The organism is Shewanella sp. ENK2 (assembly GCF_043568515.1).
Lineage (GTDB): Bacteria > Pseudomonadota > Gammaproteobacteria > Enterobacterales > Shewanellaceae > Shewanella > Shewanella japonica.
This window is the reverse complement of sequence record NZ_CP171406.1, coordinates 4,375,303-4,394,861: the sequence shown is the minus strand read 5'-3', so window position 1 is coordinate 4,394,861 and position 19,559 is coordinate 4,375,303. Positions and strand designations below refer to the sequence as shown.

The 19,559-nt window shown below is 39.1% G+C and carries 13 protein-coding genes and 3 pseudogenes; 13 read left to right on the top strand and 3 right to left on the bottom strand.

What is annotated here, in order from left to right; genetic code table 11:
- Positions 1-50: 50 nt before the first annotated feature.
- Positions 51-1,132, bottom strand: a pseudogene (locus tag ACGEDC_RS19175) (6-bladed beta-propeller).
- Between the two features lie 151 nt (positions 1,133-1,283).
- Here ACGEDC_RS19175 and ACGEDC_RS19170 point away from each other — a divergent pair.
- The 6 genes from ACGEDC_RS19170 (at position 1,284) to ACGEDC_RS19145 (ending at position 7,742) form a co-directional block, all read left to right on the top strand.
- On the top strand, positions 1,284-2,153 hold the full coding sequence (locus tag ACGEDC_RS19170; protein WP_394495139.1) for a helix-turn-helix domain-containing protein: 870 nt from the start codon (positions 1,284-1,286) through the stop codon (positions 2,151-2,153).
- A 239-nt stretch (positions 2,154-2,392) separates the two neighbouring features.
- Entirely contained in the window at positions 2,393-3,502 is a 1,110-nt protein-coding gene (locus tag ACGEDC_RS19165; protein WP_055024542.1) for a mandelate racemase/muconate lactonizing enzyme family protein, read from the top strand.
- 10 nt (positions 3,503-3,512) lie between these two features.
- Positions 3,513-4,535, top strand: a complete 1,023-nt coding sequence (locus ACGEDC_RS19160) for a zinc-dependent alcohol dehydrogenase (RefSeq protein WP_394495136.1) — start codon at positions 3,513-3,515, stop codon at positions 4,533-4,535.
- Positions 4,536-4,545: 10 nt separating this feature from the next.
- Positions 4,546-5,322 (top strand): SDR family oxidoreductase, encoded by a 777-nt coding sequence (locus tag ACGEDC_RS19155; RefSeq protein WP_394495134.1) that lies wholly within the window; start codon positions 4,546-4,548, stop codon positions 5,320-5,322.
- A gap of 4 nt (positions 5,323-5,326) precedes the next feature.
- Entirely contained in the window at positions 5,327-6,775 is a 1,449-nt protein-coding gene (gene aldA, locus ACGEDC_RS19150; RefSeq protein WP_394495132.1) for an aldehyde dehydrogenase, read from the top strand.
- Positions 6,776-7,106: 331 nt separating this feature from the next.
- Positions 7,107-7,742, top strand: a complete 636-nt coding sequence (locus tag ACGEDC_RS19145; protein WP_394495130.1) for an HAD family hydrolase — start codon at positions 7,107-7,109, stop codon at positions 7,740-7,742.
- A gap of 84 nt (positions 7,743-7,826) precedes the next feature.
- Here ACGEDC_RS19145 and ACGEDC_RS19140 read toward each other — a convergent pair whose 3' ends face one another.
- Positions 7,827-10,184 carry a CRTAC1 family protein gene (locus tag ACGEDC_RS19140; protein ID WP_394495128.1) on the bottom strand — a complete coding sequence of 786 codons (2,358 nt, stop codon included), beginning with the start codon at positions 10,182-10,184 and terminating at the stop codon, positions 7,827-7,829.
- A 465-nt stretch (positions 10,185-10,649) separates the two neighbouring features.
- Between ACGEDC_RS19140 and ACGEDC_RS19135 the strand changes: the two genes are divergently transcribed.
- The 3 genes and pseudogenes from ACGEDC_RS19135 (at position 10,650) to ACGEDC_RS19125 (ending at position 16,009) form a co-directional block, all read left to right on the top strand.
- The gene (locus ACGEDC_RS19135; RefSeq protein WP_055024536.1) at positions 10,650-13,424 is read left to right on the top strand and encodes a TonB-dependent receptor; all 2,775 of its coding nucleotides are present in this window, start codon (positions 10,650-10,652) and stop codon (positions 13,422-13,424) included.
- A 207-nt stretch (positions 13,425-13,631) separates the two neighbouring features.
- A pseudogene (locus ACGEDC_RS19130) lies at positions 13,632-15,232 on the top strand (tryptophan halogenase family protein).
- A gap of 18 nt (positions 15,233-15,250) precedes the next feature.
- Complete coding sequence (locus ACGEDC_RS19125; RefSeq protein WP_394495125.1) at positions 15,251-16,009, top strand: SapC family protein; 759 nt, start codon at positions 15,251-15,253, stop codon at positions 16,007-16,009.
- Positions 16,010-16,111: 102 nt separating this feature from the next.
- Here ACGEDC_RS19125 and ACGEDC_RS19120 read toward each other — a convergent pair whose 3' ends face one another.
- Positions 16,112-16,540, bottom strand: a complete 429-nt coding sequence (locus ACGEDC_RS19120) for a hypothetical protein (RefSeq protein WP_080915734.1) — start codon at positions 16,538-16,540, stop codon at positions 16,112-16,114.
- Between the two features lie 368 nt (positions 16,541-16,908).
- On the opposite strand from ACGEDC_RS19120, the gene ACGEDC_RS19115 reads away from it, so the two are divergent.
- From ACGEDC_RS19115 to ACGEDC_RS19100, 4 genes and pseudogenes are all read left to right on the top strand, one after another.
- Complete coding sequence (locus ACGEDC_RS19115) at positions 16,909-17,655, top strand: hypothetical protein (RefSeq protein WP_192022716.1); 747 nt, start codon at positions 16,909-16,911, stop codon at positions 17,653-17,655.
- A 96-nt stretch (positions 17,656-17,751) separates the two neighbouring features.
- Positions 17,752-18,455 (top strand): annotated as a pseudogene (locus tag ACGEDC_RS19110) (pseudouridine synthase).
- A gap of 109 nt (positions 18,456-18,564) precedes the next feature.
- Complete coding sequence (locus ACGEDC_RS19105; RefSeq protein WP_394495122.1) at positions 18,565-18,885, top strand: YkgJ family cysteine cluster protein; 321 nt, start codon at positions 18,565-18,567, stop codon at positions 18,883-18,885.
- Between the two features lie 59 nt (positions 18,886-18,944).
- Entirely contained in the window at positions 18,945-19,499 is a 555-nt protein-coding gene (locus ACGEDC_RS19100; protein WP_394495120.1) for a HEPN domain-containing protein, read from the top strand.
- The last annotated feature ends 60 nt before the right edge of the window (positions 19,500-19,559 follow it).

Genomic DNA, 19,559 nt, shown 5'->3' with positions numbered 1-19,559 from the left:
ATCGTGTTTATAAAATCAAAAATGTTTTCAATAAACCTTTAAAACGGTTATTACATTCTGACTAATTGTATTGGAAAACTTTGATTTGCATTCCATTGTCCAACATAAATATTGTCATCATTGTCGATACATAAGCCATGACAATGACGAAACACATCCCAACTGGTATGCATAGGTTGAAGTTCACCGTTTACATACTCAGGCTGAGCCCCCCAAGATTAGCGACGACTTGATTGTGTTTATCAAATACACTGATGAAACCTGAGTTATCGGCATTTGTACCATTAATATGTGACCAACATACAGGCGCGAAAAAATGCTCTCCCTTAAAAACGGGTCCGCCTATATAGGCTCCTGGAACACTGATAGTATTAAGGTAATCTCCAGATAGAGAATATTGTTTTAATGCATGTTCAGCCCTAGAACTTATCAGCAGTGTCGGATAAGCATCAGTAGGAGAGCTTGATACGAGCCGCTTATCAATGGCAATGCCATGGGTGTTTTGTAAATTTAAACGTGTATCAAGATTATCATGTCCGCCCCAATACCGAATAAACTGACCATTGCTGTCATATTGCAGTACATAATCAGAGCCATAGCCGTCAGTAATATATAAATCGCCATTATCAGCGATCGCGATATCAGTTGGACGAAAGGCTTGGTTAGGCTGATAAACGCCAATGGTTTGAGGATGGCTAATCGTATAAACGACTTGGCCTGTTAACGTCAGTTTGGCAATAAAACCAGTCTGAGGGATCACTCTTTCTAAACCATTGGTTGGCGTCCATTGACGGTTAATGACCCAGCCACAATCAACAACATATAAAAAGTCTTCACCATTTTCATGGTTTATCTTTATTGCATGAGCTCCCGGAAATTGTCCGCCCCAAGCATCAATTAATTTGCCGTCTTTATTGTAAATAATAATATTATTTTGCGGATGATCGCTGACCATAATAATTCTGCCTTGTGAGTCAAACGCTAAGTCATGGCAGTTCTCAATAGGTAACTGTGAAGCGGTCATTTTATTCCATTGATTATTAACTCGATAAGTGAACTCTCCTTGTCCAATGATTAACCCATGAGGGTCAAACCTTGCATTATCACGGGAAGCTGGAATAGCTGTATTCATATTTTATCCTTGTATCTGCATAACGAGTTTTAGTCAATTGTTAACAATGATAAATATGTATAAGATAAAAACTGTTAGATATTTGCACTTATGTGTGCAGGACATTTGTTGAATAGTACGATCTATTTAGCCAGATAAAACAGGGAGTCAAATGCACACGCGTAATAAAGCAGGCATACATTGCGAACCAATTTCCATTAAACCGGGATATCAATTTGAAGTTCATCGTGTGGCTTACCAACGAAATGAAGTGTATGCATGTATGATGCATTTTCATCAAGTTCATGAATTTATTATTTTTGAAGATGTACAAGGAATGTACTATCACTCACAAGGCCAGTCAGCGATCCAAAAAGGTGATGTGGTATTTACCCCAGCACTCGAGACCCATGACTATGAGTTAACTGAACATGCAAAAGCTTGGTATATTATCCAGTTTATGCCGCAATTTTTAATTGATAATGGTCTGTTGTATGAAGAGGCGATACTAAGGCGTGGTTTACAACTACGGTTTAGTCAGCAAGATTGGCAAAGCATTCAACAACAAGTTAATTGGCTAGAGCAAAGCTATTTAGACGACCCACACAGCGTAAAAAGTGCAACTTTATTAAAATTAATCATTATTTGGCTTGTCGCCCAAGGTAAAGCGGTCTTACCCAATGCAGAGCGTGCTTTAGTGACCGACGCCTCGTACAAAAAACTCAGTCCTATTTTAAGCTTATTTAGAGAACAAGATGTGGTAGAGCTTACTTTAGTTGAAGCCGCAGCAATGTGTCACATTTCTACCTCGTACTTTTCTAGAATGTTTAAACGCACCTTTAACTGTAACTACTCACAGTTTGTTGTACAGCATAAGCTTTATACCAGCGCACGTTGGTTAGGACAAAGTGAAAAAAGCATTACCCAAATAAGTTACGATCTTAACTTTTCAAACCCATCTCATTTTATTTCTATGTTTAAACGCTACTTCTCAAAGACGCCAAATCAATATCGAAAAGCGCTCAGGAAACAGCTTAGTTAACAGCGATACAGACAAAATTAAACATAGTGTCAATTGTCACTTAAATGGTAAGTGTTGGATATTAGGGCATGTAACCGCTGTCATTGTCAGATAATTTAAACAGGTAGAACACTCGATTTTTGCAAACTTGAGTTTGACTCAATAATCAAATTAGCGCTAACAATTACTTTACATTTAAAAACCTCTTGTGTAGATTGTTAACAATAAACTGTTTGTAAGCTTCATTTAAAGGTGAGTCAATGACAAAGGAAGCCAATAAGATTGAGTCGGTTAAGGTTGAGTACTATCAAGTCCCTTTGGCTGAAGTCTTGTCTGATGCTAAGCATGGTGATCACACTCATTTTGAGTTGATTTTAACACGCATTAAAACGTCGAATGGTATAGAGGGCGTAGGATACACTTATACAGGAGGCAAGGGCGGAAGAGCTATCTATTCTTTACTAAATGATGAAATGAAGCCATTACTCATAGGTAAAGATGCGTCAGATATTATGGCGATATGGGATGAGCTTCAATGGCACTTTCATTATGTTGGCCGAGGTGGGTTATTAAGCTTTGCTATTTCTGCTGTAGATATTGCACTGTGGGACATTAAATGTAAAAACCTAGGTTTACCTCTCTGGAAAGTTGCTGGTGGCGCGAGTAACCAAGTTAATTGCTACGCTGGTGGCATTGATCTTAATTTTGACCATCAAAAGTTACTGAGCAATATTCAAACTTATTTAGATCGTGGCTTTGAAGCGGTAAAAATTAAAGTCGGTAAAAGCGATTACAAAGAAGACGTCAGACGTGTTGAAGCTGTACGGGAATTAATTGGACCCGATCGTATCTTCATGGTTGATGCAAATTATTCGATGACCAAAGAGCAAGCTATTCGTTTTGCTAATGCTATTGCCCATTGCGATATTAAGTGGTTTGAAGAGCCAACAATTCCAGATGACTATTTAGGCTATGCAGATATCGCAGATGCTATTGATATTCCATTAGCTATGGGTGAAAACCTACATACCATTCATGAGTTTACCTATGCAATTTCGCAATCTAAGTTAGGTTTTTTGCAACCTGACGCCTCAAATATTGGCGGCATAACGGGCTTTTTAATGGTGGCGCAACTGGCATACGCTAATAACATTCCAGTGTGTAGCCATGGTATGCATGAATTACACGTTAGTTTACTTGCCTCGCAGCCACATTCTGGTTACCTCGAAGTACATTCGTTTCCAATTGATGAATACACCACAACCCCTTTAAAAATCATTAATGGCAAAGCGGTCGCACCTGATATTCCAGGTACTGGCGTTGTTTTTGATGATGCATTATTAACTCCTCATTTAAAAATGAGCTCATAAGGTCAAGATTATGCAAGCTGCTCAATATATAGGTAATAAATCGTTTAGAGTTGTTGAATCACAAGCAATTAGTCCTGGTGATGATGAGGTACGTTTAAACGTAGGCTATGTTGGTATTTGTGGCACAGATATGCACATATACCATGGTGTAATGGACACTCGAGTGAATCCGCCGCACACGATAGGCCATGAAATTTCAGGCACCATTGCTGAAATTGGCAAAAATGTAACGGGGTATGAGGTTGGCGAGCGTGTTGTAGTGAGACCATTAGACTGGTGCGGAGAATGTCCAGCCTGTGATGCAGGGCATTCGCATGTTTGTCAAAACCTTAAATTTATGGGGATTGATACACCAGGCGCCTTTCAAAACTCGTGGACTGTAAAGTCTCGCACTTTACATAAACTGCCCGCAAACGTTAGCTTACAACAAGGTGCTTTGATAGAACCTTTGTCAGTTGCCTGCCATGATGTCGCACGTGCACGTTTAACTGCGGGTGAAAAAGCCGTTGTTATTGGTGGCGGGCCAATTGGCCAGCTAGTTGCTTTAGTTGCAAAATCAGTTGGGGCAGAAGTGATTATTTCTGAGCCAAATGAAAGCCGTCGTGATTTTTCTAATAAGTTTGCTATTCCAACGGTGAACCCTATTGAGCAAGATCTTAAGGATTTTGTAGATACATGGACGCAAGGTAAAGGGGCTGATGTGGTGTTTGAAGTTTCTGGGGTACAACCTGCAGTTGATGCAATGGTCGATATCGCCTCAGTTCGTGGCCGTATATGTATGGTCGCAATACATGCACAAAAACCACAAGTCGATTTGTTTCAATTTTTCTGGAAAGAACTCGAGTTACTCGGTGCGAGAGTTTACGAACACGCAGATTTCGATATGGCAATTGATTTAGTTGCTTCAGGTAGCATAGATCTGGCGCCATTTATTACCTCTGTGAGCAAGTTAAGCCATATCAGTAATGCATTTGAGAATATGGATAACAACCCAACAGGAATGAAAGCACTTGTGTCATGTGCAGTAGAGTAAAGGAAGCATCATGCAAAATAATGTACTAAGTAAATTCGATTTAACTGGCAAGCTGGCCTTAGTGACAGGTTGTAGTCGTGGTATTGGTAAAGCCATGGCGGTAGCCTTAGCAGAAGCTGGTGCTGACATCATTGGTGTATCCGCTTCTTTAGCGGCGTCAGGTTCCGAAGTTGAATCTGAAGTTACTGCTTTAGGTCGTCAATTCTATGCCTACCAGTGTGACTTTTCAGACCGAAAAAGCCTGTATCAATTTGTAGAAACCGTTAACGGCCAACATGACACCATTGATATTCTTGTGAATAATGCAGGTTCGATATTGCGTGAGCCAGCCATTGAACATCGCGATGAATACTGGGATAAAATCATGGAGATAAACTTAAACTCTCAGTTTATCCTCAGTCGTGAAATCGGCAAAAAAATGGTAGCACGTGGTGCAGGGAAGATAATTTTCACGGCTTCATTGCTCACATTTCAGGGTGGAATTACTGTTCCTGGTTACGCAGCGAGTAAAGGCGCAATAGGGCAACTGGCTAAGGCGCTTGCAAATGAATGGGCTGGCAAAGGTGTCAATGTAAATGCAATAGCTCCTGGGTATATTGCCACTGATAATACTGAAGCACTCAGAGATGATCCCGTTCGTTCTAAATCAATCTTAGAGCGTATTCCACAAGGCCGTTGGGGTACACCTGAAGACTTTAAAGGGCCAACGGTATTTTTAGCGTCCGCTGCATCAGATTATATGAATGGCGGTATTTTATTGGTTGATGGCGGTTGGATGGGGAGATAATCCAATGGAAATTAGAAATAAGGTAAACTTTATTAACGGTGAGTATGTGCCATCAAAAGCAGATGGCACTATTTCAGTGTTTTCACCGAGTACGGGTGAGCTTGTTGGTGTAATTCCCAAAGGCTGCGTTGATGATGCACAAGATGCATTAGTAATTGCCCAGCAAGCACAAAAAGGCTGGGCTAAAAAAACGCCAAGAGCCCGGGCAACCATCCTAAGAAAATTTGCCAGTGGTATTCGCCAAAGTGCCGAAGCGTTAGCGGTGTTGCTTGTAAAAGAGCAAGGCAAATTAATTGATGTTGCTCGCATGGAAGTTGAAGCAACAGCCACATTCGTTGAATATGCTTGCGATAATGCTTTGACGCTACAAGGTGATATTTTACCGTCAGATAATGAAAACGAAAAAATTTATATTCATAAAGTTCCCAAAGGGGTTGTAGTCGCAATTACAGCGTGGAATTTTCCGTTAGCATTGGCGGGTCGCAAAATCGGTCCTGCATTAATAACTGGTAATGCCATTGTTGTTAAGCCTACACAAGAAACACCATTGGCTACGATGGAACTTGGCCGTATTGCTAACGAAGCAGGGATCCCCGCTGGCGTACTGAATATTATAAATGGGAGTGGTTCCATTGTAGGTCAGCATTTATGTGAAAGCCCGATTACAGAGTTAATTACAATGACTGGCAGTACTCGAGCTGGGCAAATTATTTATCAAGCCAGTGGTAAGCACTTAACGCCAGTGATGTTAGAACTCGGCGGTAAAGCTCCCTTTATTGTGATGGAAGATGCTGATTTAGATAAAGCGGTAGATGATGCGCTAATTGCTCGCTTTGCTAATTGTGGTCAAGTGTGCACGTGTGCTGAACGTTTATATGTGCATGCGGATGTGTACGATACATTTATTGAAAAGTTTGTACCAAAGGTGAATGCGCTGAAAGTTGGTGATCCTATGGATTCAAATTCAGATATGGGCCCAAAAGTTAACCAGAGTGAAATCAAAAATATTCATACATTAGTAGAGAAGAGTATTGAACAAGGAGCAAAACTGGTAACAGGTGGCCAAGTCGCATCAGTTGCAGGTTTTGAAGGTGGCAATTGGTATGAGCCAACTGTGTTAGTGGATGTAGAGCAAGACAACATTTTAGTGCATGAAGAAACCTTTGGACCAGTACTTCCTATCATTAAAATTCACAGTATTGAAGATGCTATTACCTACACTAACGATAGTGAGTATGGATTATCAGCTTACTTGTACACCAAAAACCTTGATTATATTCATCAATCTATTGCAGAAATGGAAGTAGGCGAAGTGTATGTAAACCGTGGTTTGGGTGAGCAGCACCAGGGTTTTCACAATGGCTGGAAAATGAGTGGTGTCGGCGGTGAAGATGGTAAATATGGTCTTGAGCAATATGTAGAGAAAAAGACGGTATATTTTAACGAAGCCTAATATCTTCTATATCACAGTCCTAATATTTAAATTCAATAGAAATTATAGTGTTAACCAAAGCCAACTGTATCCCCTCCAGCAGTTGGTTTTTTTGGGGCTAGGTAAAGGTGTTACAGCTCGTTATCTTGGTTTTCGTAAATTTAGTCGTGTTTACCCGCAACCTAAGACCGTAAGCAGTATAATTAATAAAATAACTGATTAAATAGTTATTGAATATCAAATCAAACCAACAGTTAGCGCCCAAATCAACCCCAAATCAACCCAATATCAACGTGCGTATAAGGGATTAATCGTAGTAAAGTAATCAAAAGCAGTCACCGCTGGAGAAAACGTGAAAGATTATCAACTATTTCTATTTGATATGGATGGCACCTTAGTCAACTCTGAGCCACTCAAAGGTCAAGCTATAGCGAAGGCCTGTGCTGTATACGGTGCAAAAGTTGATTATCATCATTATCAAGAAGTGATGGGACAAAACTGGGGGATTGTGACTCAGTTCTTCTTCGATAAAGCGAATATTTCTCCAGATATTAATGAATTCAATCAGATATTTAAAAAACACTATCAAGCTTTGCTACTGCAGGCGTTGCAGTTAACTCCTGGTGCACTTCAATATTTAACCTATCTACAATTACAAGGTAGAACTTGTGGGCTAGTGACGTCAGCTGCCAAGTGGATGGTTAATGATATTCTTCAAGCCCTCAATTTAACTGCCATGTTTGAAGTTATTATTACTAAAGAAGATGTTAGCAAGCATAAACCTGATCCAGCTGCTTATTTATTAGCCCTTAATAAATTATCAATGTCGCCATACAATACCGTGATATTTGAAGATTCATTCGCCGGTATTAGTGCTGGAATCGCCAGTGGGTGTGATGTTATCGCGATACAACATGAATTTAATATTAACAATAATTTATTGGTGGCAAGCAAAGTGATAAGCGACTTTAGAGAATTGATTTTATAGCTTTTATAATTCATACAGATTTTTTAAATAGAGTGTGCAGCAGGACTGATATAACCAAACTGCACCTGAACCTAAACTTTCACATTAACGTTTCATTTTACCCATTGTAATAAATTGGTTTGCGTTAACGTTATTCATTGTTTGCTCCGAACCATCTCGCCAGCGCACTTGTATCTTATCAATACGATCTTGGTTACCTAAACCAAAATGCACAATATTTTTCAAACTTTGTGAATGACTCGCACTGTCAGAACCGATCCATTTAAACTGAACTGTATTTGCGTTCGTCATGGTTTTGTTGTTTGAAAAGCGCTGCGGCGTGCCTTTGTTGCTTGTAAATATCCTTACCTCAGCGGCATGCGGGTCAATTCCAGACTTTGAATAGCCAACATGCATGAGTAAATATTGATGATGAATAGAATGAGTAGTTTGTTCGGTGTGGCTGTCAGTAAGGAGTTGATCCTTTAAACGGTTTTGATAAAGGTACCAACGGCCATTGTCATCGTCACCACTGAGTATATCGACATAACCATCTTGATTGTGATCAAATGCACTCCCCATATCGCCATGAGCATGACGGTTTACCATGGTTGCGTTGTGACTTTCGTGAGCAACAAAGCCCCTTGATGGTGTTGCGTTATCGTCTATAGCTTGTATATGAGCCTTGTGGTGAGTGGGTAAATTGTTTTCGCTACGGTTACTGCTTGGGATGTTATCCAGTTCATTGAGATGAAGCGTGTTGAGCAACATAACATCATTGACTCGTTGTGTTAGCTCGCCAAAACGATAAATAAAGAAATCATTGTAGCTATCGTTATTAAAATCAGCTGTGATAACGCCCCAATTGTTGTCATGGTGCTGCGCAGGAAGGAGGTGGCTTAGGTAAGTAAAGTGATCGCCATCGTTTCTAAGTAAAATATCGCTGACGCCTAAATCTTGTGGTACCCAATCAAGTTCAATACTATCGACACCTATAATAGATGCTCGTAAATCCCAAGCAAGATTATCAGTTAATAACCATTCTAGTCGCCATTGAGCATCACCTAAATACCCTAAGTACCAGCCACTTTGAGATACAGATGAAGGAAACCCTAACGCTTGCTGAGGAGAAACGCTAATTTTCTTGTCAGGAAACCCTGCTGTGAGTCTTTCTGATGGGGTTTTATCTGCGCCTAAAAATAATGGAATAGTGATTTTATCTGCGCCACGGGGAAAGTGATAAAAATCCGTTAATAAGATATCACTGCTTGCTTTAAAGCTAAATCCATCATGGCTTTTATTACCTTCATCACGTAAATCTAATCGCTGTTTTTGTTCGTTAAAAGACACCGCATTATTGGCAATTTGATAATGAACTTTACCTCTGGATAAGTAGTAATCCATATCGCCATCATTATCGATATCAGCTTGTGCAATTGCCGTTACATGTGTTGTATCTGGATCTTTCCCTAAGTATTGGCTGGTGACATCTTTAAACGAAAAATCTATTTGTCCTAAAAGGACTATTACAGGAGAATAGGGTGAAAATGCGATTAAATCAGCGATATGATCTTTGTTGATGTCAGTAACAATGACTCGTTCAGCATCAACTTGTTCAAAAGTAGGGCTCGATTTATAGATAAACTGGCCATTGCCAATGTTTTCAAAAATAATGTTTCTGGGGATAGTTTCTCCCATCATTTGCGCCGCGTTAATTTGTAAAAAATCTAAATCACCGTCTAAATCCAGATCAACCCAACGTACTGAACGGCCTCTAGCCCCCATTTTACTTAACCCTGATTGCTCAGTGACGTCAACAAACAAGCCGTTATCGTTTCGAAGCAGTCGTTGCGGCTGTGGTTGTGTTCCATTACCGCCCCCTAAAGCTAATAACAGGTCATTGTCACCATCATTATCATAATCACCTAATGCAACACCATGGGCGTCAGCTTTTGCAAAAGGACTTGGCTGTTTGGCATATTGAACATGCGCCATCTGATCTTTATAAGCAGGTGTTGTTGTCAGGCTTGATGTGAAAATTGCTATGGGCGTCGTATCATGGTTAGTCAAAACCATGTCGTAAAAGCCATCGTTATTGATATCAGCAATACTGGGGCCGCCATATTTCCAAGCATCAGTGGTATGTAAATTAACTGCTTGGGTGACATTACTGAATCTGGGTTTGGTTAAGGTAATTGGAACAGGTAAGCCCGAGACTAAGTCAGTGTCTCTGTTATTCATAATGCCTAAGTGATTATCCAGTTGATTGATGGAGGATGTCTGAGCAGGAAGATGTGCAACATTATTATCAGTGTTTTTAAATGAACCCGTTTGTGTTACTTGCTGACATCCCGTAATTAAAATTAAAGCCATAGGGTAGAGATAAGGCTTAATTGTCGTGCTCATAATATTCAGTTGTTCCCAAGAATTACCGATAAGGTATTCTTTGTTCTGTGCAAACATATTCCATCCTTAGTGTTTATTTGTCATCAAAAAGTACGATTCAACACAGCAAAAAGTAGGTAACCAATTAGTCTAATAAACCTTAAAGATAGTTTTCTGATTAGAATAATACTTAAAAACAAAAAATTGTTATCTTGACTGTCAGGTATTTAAACCTTTTCATCTAAAATCATTGGTAAGTAGTTGTATATAAGTCTAAAAAAGTTCATTTCAGTAGAAGTTATTAGATAATTCGTTGTATTAACAACTCACTTTTTTGTGTGTAAATTCACCACTTACGAACACCATATTGCACGCAATTGACAATTGTCAACAATTAACTAACTCCAAAAAACAGTTGACACAATGTTTAAAAAGTAGCTAGATTGTTAACAGGGTCAGGCTTCGCTATGCCGTTGGCAATGTCATTTACATTGTTCTTGTGAGCAAGACACCTTTTAAACCAAATAATAAGAAGGTTTTAAGATGAAACAGTGTAAGTTCAAACTCAACGCGTTATCTGCAGCAATGATCATTGCGACCAGTACAGGCGTACAGGCTGATGACCTAGCCGCTGACACACAAGCACAAGAAACTGAAGTCATTCAGGTCAAAGGGATCAGAAGCTCGTTGACCAAATCCGCGTCAACTAAACGTTATTCAGATGGTGTTGTAGATGCCATTAGTGCAGAAGATATAGGTAAGTTACCCGATACTAACTTAGCTGAATCTTTACAACGGATAGCGGGTGTATCTATTGACCGAGCAAACAACGAAGGTAACAAGGTTACGGTTCGTGGTTTTGGTCCAGAATTTAATTTGGTGACGCTAAATGGTCGTCAAATGCCAAACTCGTCAGCATTACAATCAGAAGGGGTGTCTCGTAGCTTTAACTTCCGTGAAATCGCAGCTGAAAGCGTTTCTGGAGTGAATGTTTATAAGACAGGTAAAGCTGACATCACGTCAGGTGGTATTGGGGCAACAATTGATATTACCACTGCAAGACCGTTTGATTATGATGGCTTTAAAGCATTTGTGAGTGCGAAAGGTATTTACGATACTAGTGTTGAAACTGGTGATTCTGTGACGCCCGAAATTTCGGGCATGATTAGCCAAACATTTGCAGATGACAAGGTTGGCTTTTTATTATCTGCCTCTCATGCTGAGCGTGACAGTCATACTGATATAGTGGGTACAGATGGCTGGGTAAGAAACCGCAGTAGAGATAATGTTGATTTGTCTGCAATTGATACCAATAAAAACCCAGAACAAGCCATTTGGACACCTTGGACAGCTAAAACTGAATTACTTGATACAGAGCGAACTCGCCAAAATGCACAAGCTGTGCTGCAAATTCAGCCTGTAGATTCTGTTATTGCGACTGTTGATTACACTATTTCTCGATTCGAGCAAACCAGTTATACCAATCGTTCAGCATTTTGGTTTGATAACCCAAGTGGGGCAGCAAATGCAAATGGCACACTTTGGAACCCTCGAGATCAAGACGATGAATTAAACTTCTGGGCTTGGGAATATTATGAAGAAAAAGAAAATGATTCGTTAGGTCTAAACATAGAATGGCAAGCAACAGATACATTAAAGTTTGAACTTGATGTTCATGATTCAACATCTAAATCAAATCCTGATGGTCAAACAGCTGAAACCCTTGCGAACCTTAAAAACCCTTCGGGTTCAGTTGCATTAATTGGTGCAAACTTCATTGGTGATATTCCAGAAGTCATTGTTGATGATTCTAATTTACCAGGCGGCGCATATAACAAAGACAATATTGTCTCTGATTTATATCAAAAGCGTGGTTATTCAATGGATAACAACATTAAGCAATATCGTTTTTCTGGTACATGGGAAAACGAAGCGTCTGACAGTGCGTTAACCAAAATCAACTTTGGTATCATGAATACGGACTATACGATTGATACACGCTTAAGTGAGGTATTTTCTTTTGTCGATGTTCCTCTTGACGACCTTGATTTAGGTTTCATTCCTTTAGGTGACACTGCTGATCAATTCCCTGGGGCGAATAACCTTTTCCCATATATCTCTCAATATGATGTTCACCAATTTATCGATATTGTCAAAGCTGAAGGTTTATTTGCTGAACCGAATATCAAAACAAACGGGGTTAATGAAGAAACGTTAGCAGCATATTTATCATTTGATTTTGATACTGAATTTAATGATATGCCTGTCAAAATGAATGTGGGTGTACGTTACGAAGATACTGACGTTACAGCGTACTCAGTACAAAATGGCATCATTGCAATGAATTATCGCCATGCACAGGAGTTGCGACCTGTATATGATGATACGCCTACGGCTGAAGAGCTAACAGGTAGCTATACTCGTATTTTGCCGAATTTTGACTTTAATATGTCAGTCACAGATGAACTCGTAACACGCTTCTCATATAGCCGAACCTTATCTCGTGCTGGTATCAGTGCAATGTTCCCTGCGACCAATGTATCAGCAAGACCTGGTGGGCCATTTAATGCCTCACAAGGTAACCCTAATTTGCTGCCAATTACCTCTGACAACTTTGATTTGTCGTTGGAGTGGTACTTTGATGATGGCAGTTTTGCCTCTGCAGGTTACTTTAAAAAATACGTAGAAAACTTCATCGGTGCTGGCACAGAAAACAGATCGATCAATGACGTTAACGGTCAAGCGTTAACAGATCCAAGTGTTAACCCAAGAGCGGGTTGTCCTGATGCCTCTGATACGCCGAACCCTAACTGTTTAGGTCAGGCTACCGATCCAGTGATTACTTGGGAAGTGGCAACACCAGATAACCTACAAAATCGTGAAGTAGACGGTTGGGAGCTTAATGCTCAATACATGTTCTGGGATAGTGGTTTTGGCGCAGTTGCTAACTACACCATTGTTAACAGTGATGAATCGTTTGACCCTTATAATTTTGATCAAACCATTGCATTAACAGGTTTAAGTGACTCGGGTAACTTGGTCGCATTTTATGAAAATGATAGTTTCCAAGCACGTATCGCTTATAACTGGCGTGATGAGTTCTTGCTCGCTTTGGGTAATGAGCCAACATTTACTGAGGCGTATGGTCAACTTGATTTAAGTCTCAGCTACGATATCAATGATACATTCACTGTATCGTTTGATGGCTTAAACTTAACTGACGAAACAGTAAGACGCTATGGTCGTTTTGAAGAGCAGTTATTAGCTGCAGAGCAATACGGTCCACGTTATACCGTTGGCATCAGTGCTAAGTTTTAATCAGTATCTCAACGCTTATGTCAATTTTATATAAGCAAGGTATCAGTCCAAATCAACAAGATAACATCTTGCTGACTTGGGCTGATATTCTAAGTCTGATGATTAAAATTGTTCGCTAAAACTTAATGTGGTTGTCATATGTATGGTAACCACATTTTTATTTATAAATAACAGTTAAAAGTTTTCACAACAAGAATTGGAGTTAATATGCCTAATCCAATCGACTCGGTTAACACTGCGAATGCGGCCAAAGAACAGTCTAAAAATATTCAACATATTGTCGTTGTTGGTGGTGGTAGTGCTGGTTGGATAACCGCTGGAACCATAGCAGCTAAACTTAACAATACCTTTGCTGGTCAGTACTCTGTCACCTTGGTTGAATCTGCCAACGTTGCGCCAATTGGGGTCGGCGAGGGAACGTGGCCAACAATGAGAACGACGTTAAAAAAATGGGGATCCGAGAAACAGACTTTATTAAACAATGTCATGTATCTTTTAAACAGGGAGCAAAGTTTGCTAAATGGGTGACAGGTAAACAGGATGACTATTATTATCACCCCTTGATGTTGCCAGAAGGGAATAACAGTGAAACCTCGATTCGTCAGTGGTTTACTACCGATTATAATCATTCACTTTCTACATCCTTGAGTCCTCAAGAATCACTGTGCGAAGCCGGCCTTGCTCCTAAATACATAACAACGGCTGAATATGATGCTGAAGCTAATTATGCCTATCATTTGGATGCTGGTAGGTTTTCTGAGTTTTTAAAAAACCATTGTGTGAATAAACTGAATGTACGTCACCTCGTAACAGATGTGGTTGACATAAATAATGATGATTATGGATATATTGATTCGTTAACCACTGAAGACGAAGGTGATATTCATGGTGATTTGTTCATTGATTGTACAGGTTTTAACTCATTATTACTGGGCAAGCATTTTGATGTGCCATTTAAAAGCTGCAAAGACATTTTGTTTGTGGATTCTGCTATAGCAGTTCAAGTTCCTTATGAAAGTGAGCAATCGTCTATTGCTTCACACACGATTTCAACTGCGCAGTCTTGTGGCTGGATTTGGGATATTGGTCTGTCAAATAGACGGGGGGTTGGCCATGTTTATGCTAGTCAGTACATTAGCGAGCAAGAAGCTTTAAATGAGTTAAAAAGGTATTTAGCTGACTCAGTAGATGACGTTGAGTCATTATCGTTTCGAAAAATTCCAATCAACCCTGGTCATAGGGAAAAGTTCTGGCATAAAAACTGTGTCGCTGTGGGTTTATCTGCTGGTTTTTTAGAACCGTTAGAGGCGTCAGCATTATTATTAGTAGAAATATCAGCGGCAATGATTGCAGAACAATTACCTGCTAACCGTGAATCGATGGAAATTGTTGCTCAACGTTTTAATGATACATTTTTATATCGATGGGAACGAATCATTGATTTTCTAAAATTGCATTACATGTTGAATCAGCGCAATGACAGTGCTTTTTGGATAGATAATCGAAAGGCTGCGTCAATTCCAAACAGTTTACAGACCCTATTAACGTTATGGCAGACACAAGTGCCGTCTGATAATGATTTTATTCATGCTACAGAGGTTTTTCCTGCAGCGAGTTATCAATATGTGCTTTATGGAATGGGCTTTAATACTCACAGTGCTCCCTGGGCACTTAATGAAAAACAACAAGACTTAGCGCGAACTCAATTCAACCTAACAAAGCAAAAAACGCAGCACTTAATGAATACATTACCGAGTAATCGGGCACTGCTTAATTTAATTCATCAGTATGGTTTACAAAAAATATAATAAACCCGAGGGATCATAATGAATAATGTAATAGTCGACCCTAAACAACATCTTAATACCGCCGTGCTAACCCAATATGGCAAACAATTTGGCGATAATGTCCATTATGTGCCAGTTATTGCTGATGAATTAAGAAAGCTTGTGATTGAATACCCCTGTTGTTTACTTAAAAACAATCAAACAGGTCAATTTGGATTACATGCTTTATTGGGGTTTGAGCCAGGTGAAAATCTGTTTCTAACTAAGGATAATTGGGATGCAACTATGATCCCTATGCATGTGAAACGACAGCCTTTCATGCTTGCCCGATTACGTGGCGCTGACAACGAGTCACTAAACACCGACAATACCGCATTAACTATCGATATGAACGCGAAACGCGTTGTTGAAATACCGTACTCTAATGTCGATGCGAAGCGATTGTTTGAAAATGATGGTTCAGCCAGTGCCTATTTAAAGGACATGCATCAGCTAGTGTATCAATTGGCACAAGGGATCATAAAAACAGATGCGTTTATTGCAACCATGATTGAACTCGACTTAATTGAGGCTGTTGAAGTTTCTGTAACATTCATTGATGGACAACAGCATACGTTTAATGGCTTATATGTCATTAATGAGACTGAGTTAATCAACTTAACACCCGCAGCATTGACTGAGTTAACTAAGCAAGGGTACTTGCAAGCATGTTATTTAATGATTGCGTCGATGGGAAATATACAAAAGTTGATAAAGTTAAAAAACCAACAATTACAACAGGCTAAATCTGAAGGATAGTTTTCAGTAACAGCTGACAAAAGGCTATTAAAAAGAGCTGAACACCTTGTGTCAGCTCTGTAGTAAATTCCTATTCAAACTTATCATTAACAAGCGTAATGATTATTTATACTCTATAACACGGGCTATGAAGGTAAATTTACCAGAGTCATTACGATAATCACGATACAAATCAACAGAAAAAGCGGTTGGTTTGTCAGCATCTATCCTTGCCGCTATTTTATGACTCAATGCATCAATATCTACTTCATTATAGATATAGAATTTTTTAACTTTTTCTAAACCGTGTTCTTTGGCCTCGTGGCTAGTTACGTAGATTTCACTGTAGATGTCAGTAATAAATCCCTGATAAGTAACGCTTTCAAAACTTGCATCTTCATCTACCGTAATAAAAATATCCGTTTGCTCATCGACAACGGTAAGTTGTTCCATAGCAGAATTAAGTTTATCGGTTGATACTTGATTAGATTCTGCTTGCGCACCTGCACTTAACGTCATCATAGTTAGCGCTATTATTGTTTTCTTCATCATTTTTTTTATACCTAGTCATTCAGCTTCAAAAGTGCTGTAGTTCGAATACTGGTATGTTACAAACAATAAAGGGCTTAGCAGAATCGGTTATGTAGGATTGAACCCATCAAAAAGCAACATGTAATCAACTAAAATAGTTTAGCCGTCTGTTGTCTTATTTGTTAACCGAGGTTAAACGAGAACAGCAACTTTACAATAAAAGTCATGTTTTTTAAAAATAGGTTTGTATCTGGTTTTAATTTGACAGTTACCGATTAATGATTATGTAGCGACGGTCAAAGGCCTAATAATTAGCCAATAATCTCCATTGACTAAGATTTTTATTTAGCCTACGGTGTACTCTTATTTTGTAAGGGTGGGGCGTTTAAATGTATAAAGCAGTGGCTATTTGTATCATTGGGTTAAGTTTATCCGGTTGTGATATTTTAGAAGAGTTAGTTCATCCATCGCCTACAGATCCAGAAGCCAAAATTGATTCTGGCTTTAAAGACCAAGCTGCACAACTCGGTTTAAGTGAAGCTGTTATTAATCGCCTATGTACTGCAACTAAAAAAATAGAAACTCATTGTATAAATGTCGTTAATGCGAATAACGTGAGAGAAGTAAAAGTTGAGTACACCATGGAAGAAGCCGTTATCAGTAATGGTAATGCTAAATCGTATAATGTCAGTCGTGTTGTTTTTCACCTTGAAACAGATGACAGTGCTTCGAAAGTCTTTTTTGAAAATAGCCGTACTTACAAACAAGATGATGGTTACAGCTACACTTGGTCAGAGCCTGAAGGTTATGACGTAGCGAACTTAGTACTCAGTAGTGATTCAGAGAATCCAATTGCGTTAGCAAACATGACAACAATCGACGCCATCTCAAATTCTGAACTATCAGAAATCGCCTATACTGAGTTAAGTAATGATGAGTATAAATTAGTGGCTGGTGCTGAGATTATGGATGATATCAGTATCGTAGAGTTTCCTTCATTAACCTATGTGTTAACAGCTGATGGTGAAACCGAAGAGGAAGATACTAGCTTCGCTATGTACACTGGTGGTCACTCGAATATACTTGGTAATTTCGCGCCAGTAATTGCAGATGCAATTGAACAAGTTTGGTATTAACTTAGTTAGCATAGTTGTTTTTATCATTTTAAGCGGCCGCAAGGCCGTTTTTCATTTTCATCAATACCCGAAAATAAATAAGGCTATATAAGTCCGATGCGGTTAGATAAGTTTGTGCTTCGTAGTACACAGTTGAATAAACAACAGGTAGTAAATTTCATTGAGTCGGGATTAGTCTCGGTTAATCAACAAGTCATTACTGACTGTGCTATTCAAGTACACGAAAACAATCATATATCTTACAACGGTAAACGGTTAACGCCACGGCCTTTTAGGTATCTTTTACTGCACAAAACCCCTGATACACTGTGCTCAAATGTTGATGGTGAATACCCGTCTGTATTTAATGACATCGATATCGAAAATAAAGATGAGCTACACATTGTGGGTCGCTTGGATGCTGACACATCTGGTTTGGTATTAATTACTGACGATGGCCGTTGGTCCTTCAATATTACTCGTCCAGATATGGATTGCCCCAAAGTGTATCGGGTTACATTAGCAAAACCGATCACTGAAGATGCGATAACTAAATTAGAACAAGGACTGTTATTACAGGGGAGTCAACTAGCACAAGACCCGCTAAGATAATTAAAATTGATAACTTACACGTGCTATTAACGATTACTGAAGGGCGCTACCATCAAGTTAAACGAATGTTTTTTGCTGTAGGAAACAGAGTCAATCAACTACATCGTGAAAAAATTGGTGCCGTATCATTGGATCTTGAACCAAAGCAATGGCGTCATTTAACGGCCTCTGAAATTAGTTCCTTCGGAATGTATAGCCAACAAGCATAATGCGTCAATATGGGTTTATTAAACTCTCCGTTATCTAATATCTACCCAATCAGTTATTATGGTGTTCTTCTTATCCAGGTGTTGATGCTAATCAATATCAAGTGAGCACATGAAAATAGACATCAACGAAATTCCGAGCCAAACCCTAAATGAGATTGATCCTAACGCAACGTGCATCACTTGCAAGGCTTGCTGCTGTAAATTAGAAGTAATGATAATTTCTGATACCGGCGTACCCGATGATTACATCAGTGAAGATAGTTGGGGAGGGCAAGTAATGAAGCGTCTTGATGATGGTTGGTGCGCGGCTGTTGATCGAGGCACATTGATGTGCACGATTTATGAAAATAGGCCTTGGATATGCAGAGAATTTGAAATGGGTTCTTTTGAATGTGTTGAAGAGCGAAAACAGTTAACAGTTGAAGATTAAAAGCGTTTTAGGCTATTCTCTTGCTGCGCCAAACTTAATAACAAAGGATATGTATCTTAATGAATGGTATGCAATTTATTATAGAGTTATTGGATAAACTCGCTTGGCCATTAGTGTTTGTATTTTGCGTTTTGATGTTACAAAAACCCATCGTTCGTTTAATCCCTTTGGCTAGAAAACTAAAGTTTAAAGACTTTGAAGTTGAATTTGGACAAGAATTAAAGGCTGTATCAAAACATGCACAAGGGGCTTTTCCTGAGCTTAAACAAAATAAAAAAGCAATTTTGATTGCCTCTGTAGATAACTTACCTAGCTCCTCAATTCTAGAAGCTTGGCGAGAGGTTGATGATGCAGCTGAAAACCTGATAGTAGCAAAGCTAGATAACGTGGATCTTGAATCTAGTACTCGCTACAAATTAATTGAAGAAACCCTGATTTCACAGCATTTAGTTGATACTAAAAAAGCTAAACTATTTAATGAATTACGCCAGTTACGTAACAAAGTTGCCCATGCAAAAGATTATCAGGTTGGTAAGTTAGAAGCGGTACAGTATATCGAGCTGTGTTTTGTATTGGTTGATCACTTTAATCAACTTTTAAACCAAGAATCCTGAGCTCATAATAATGTTAAATAAACACTTTATATTAATGGCACTTAACACTCATGATTTAAA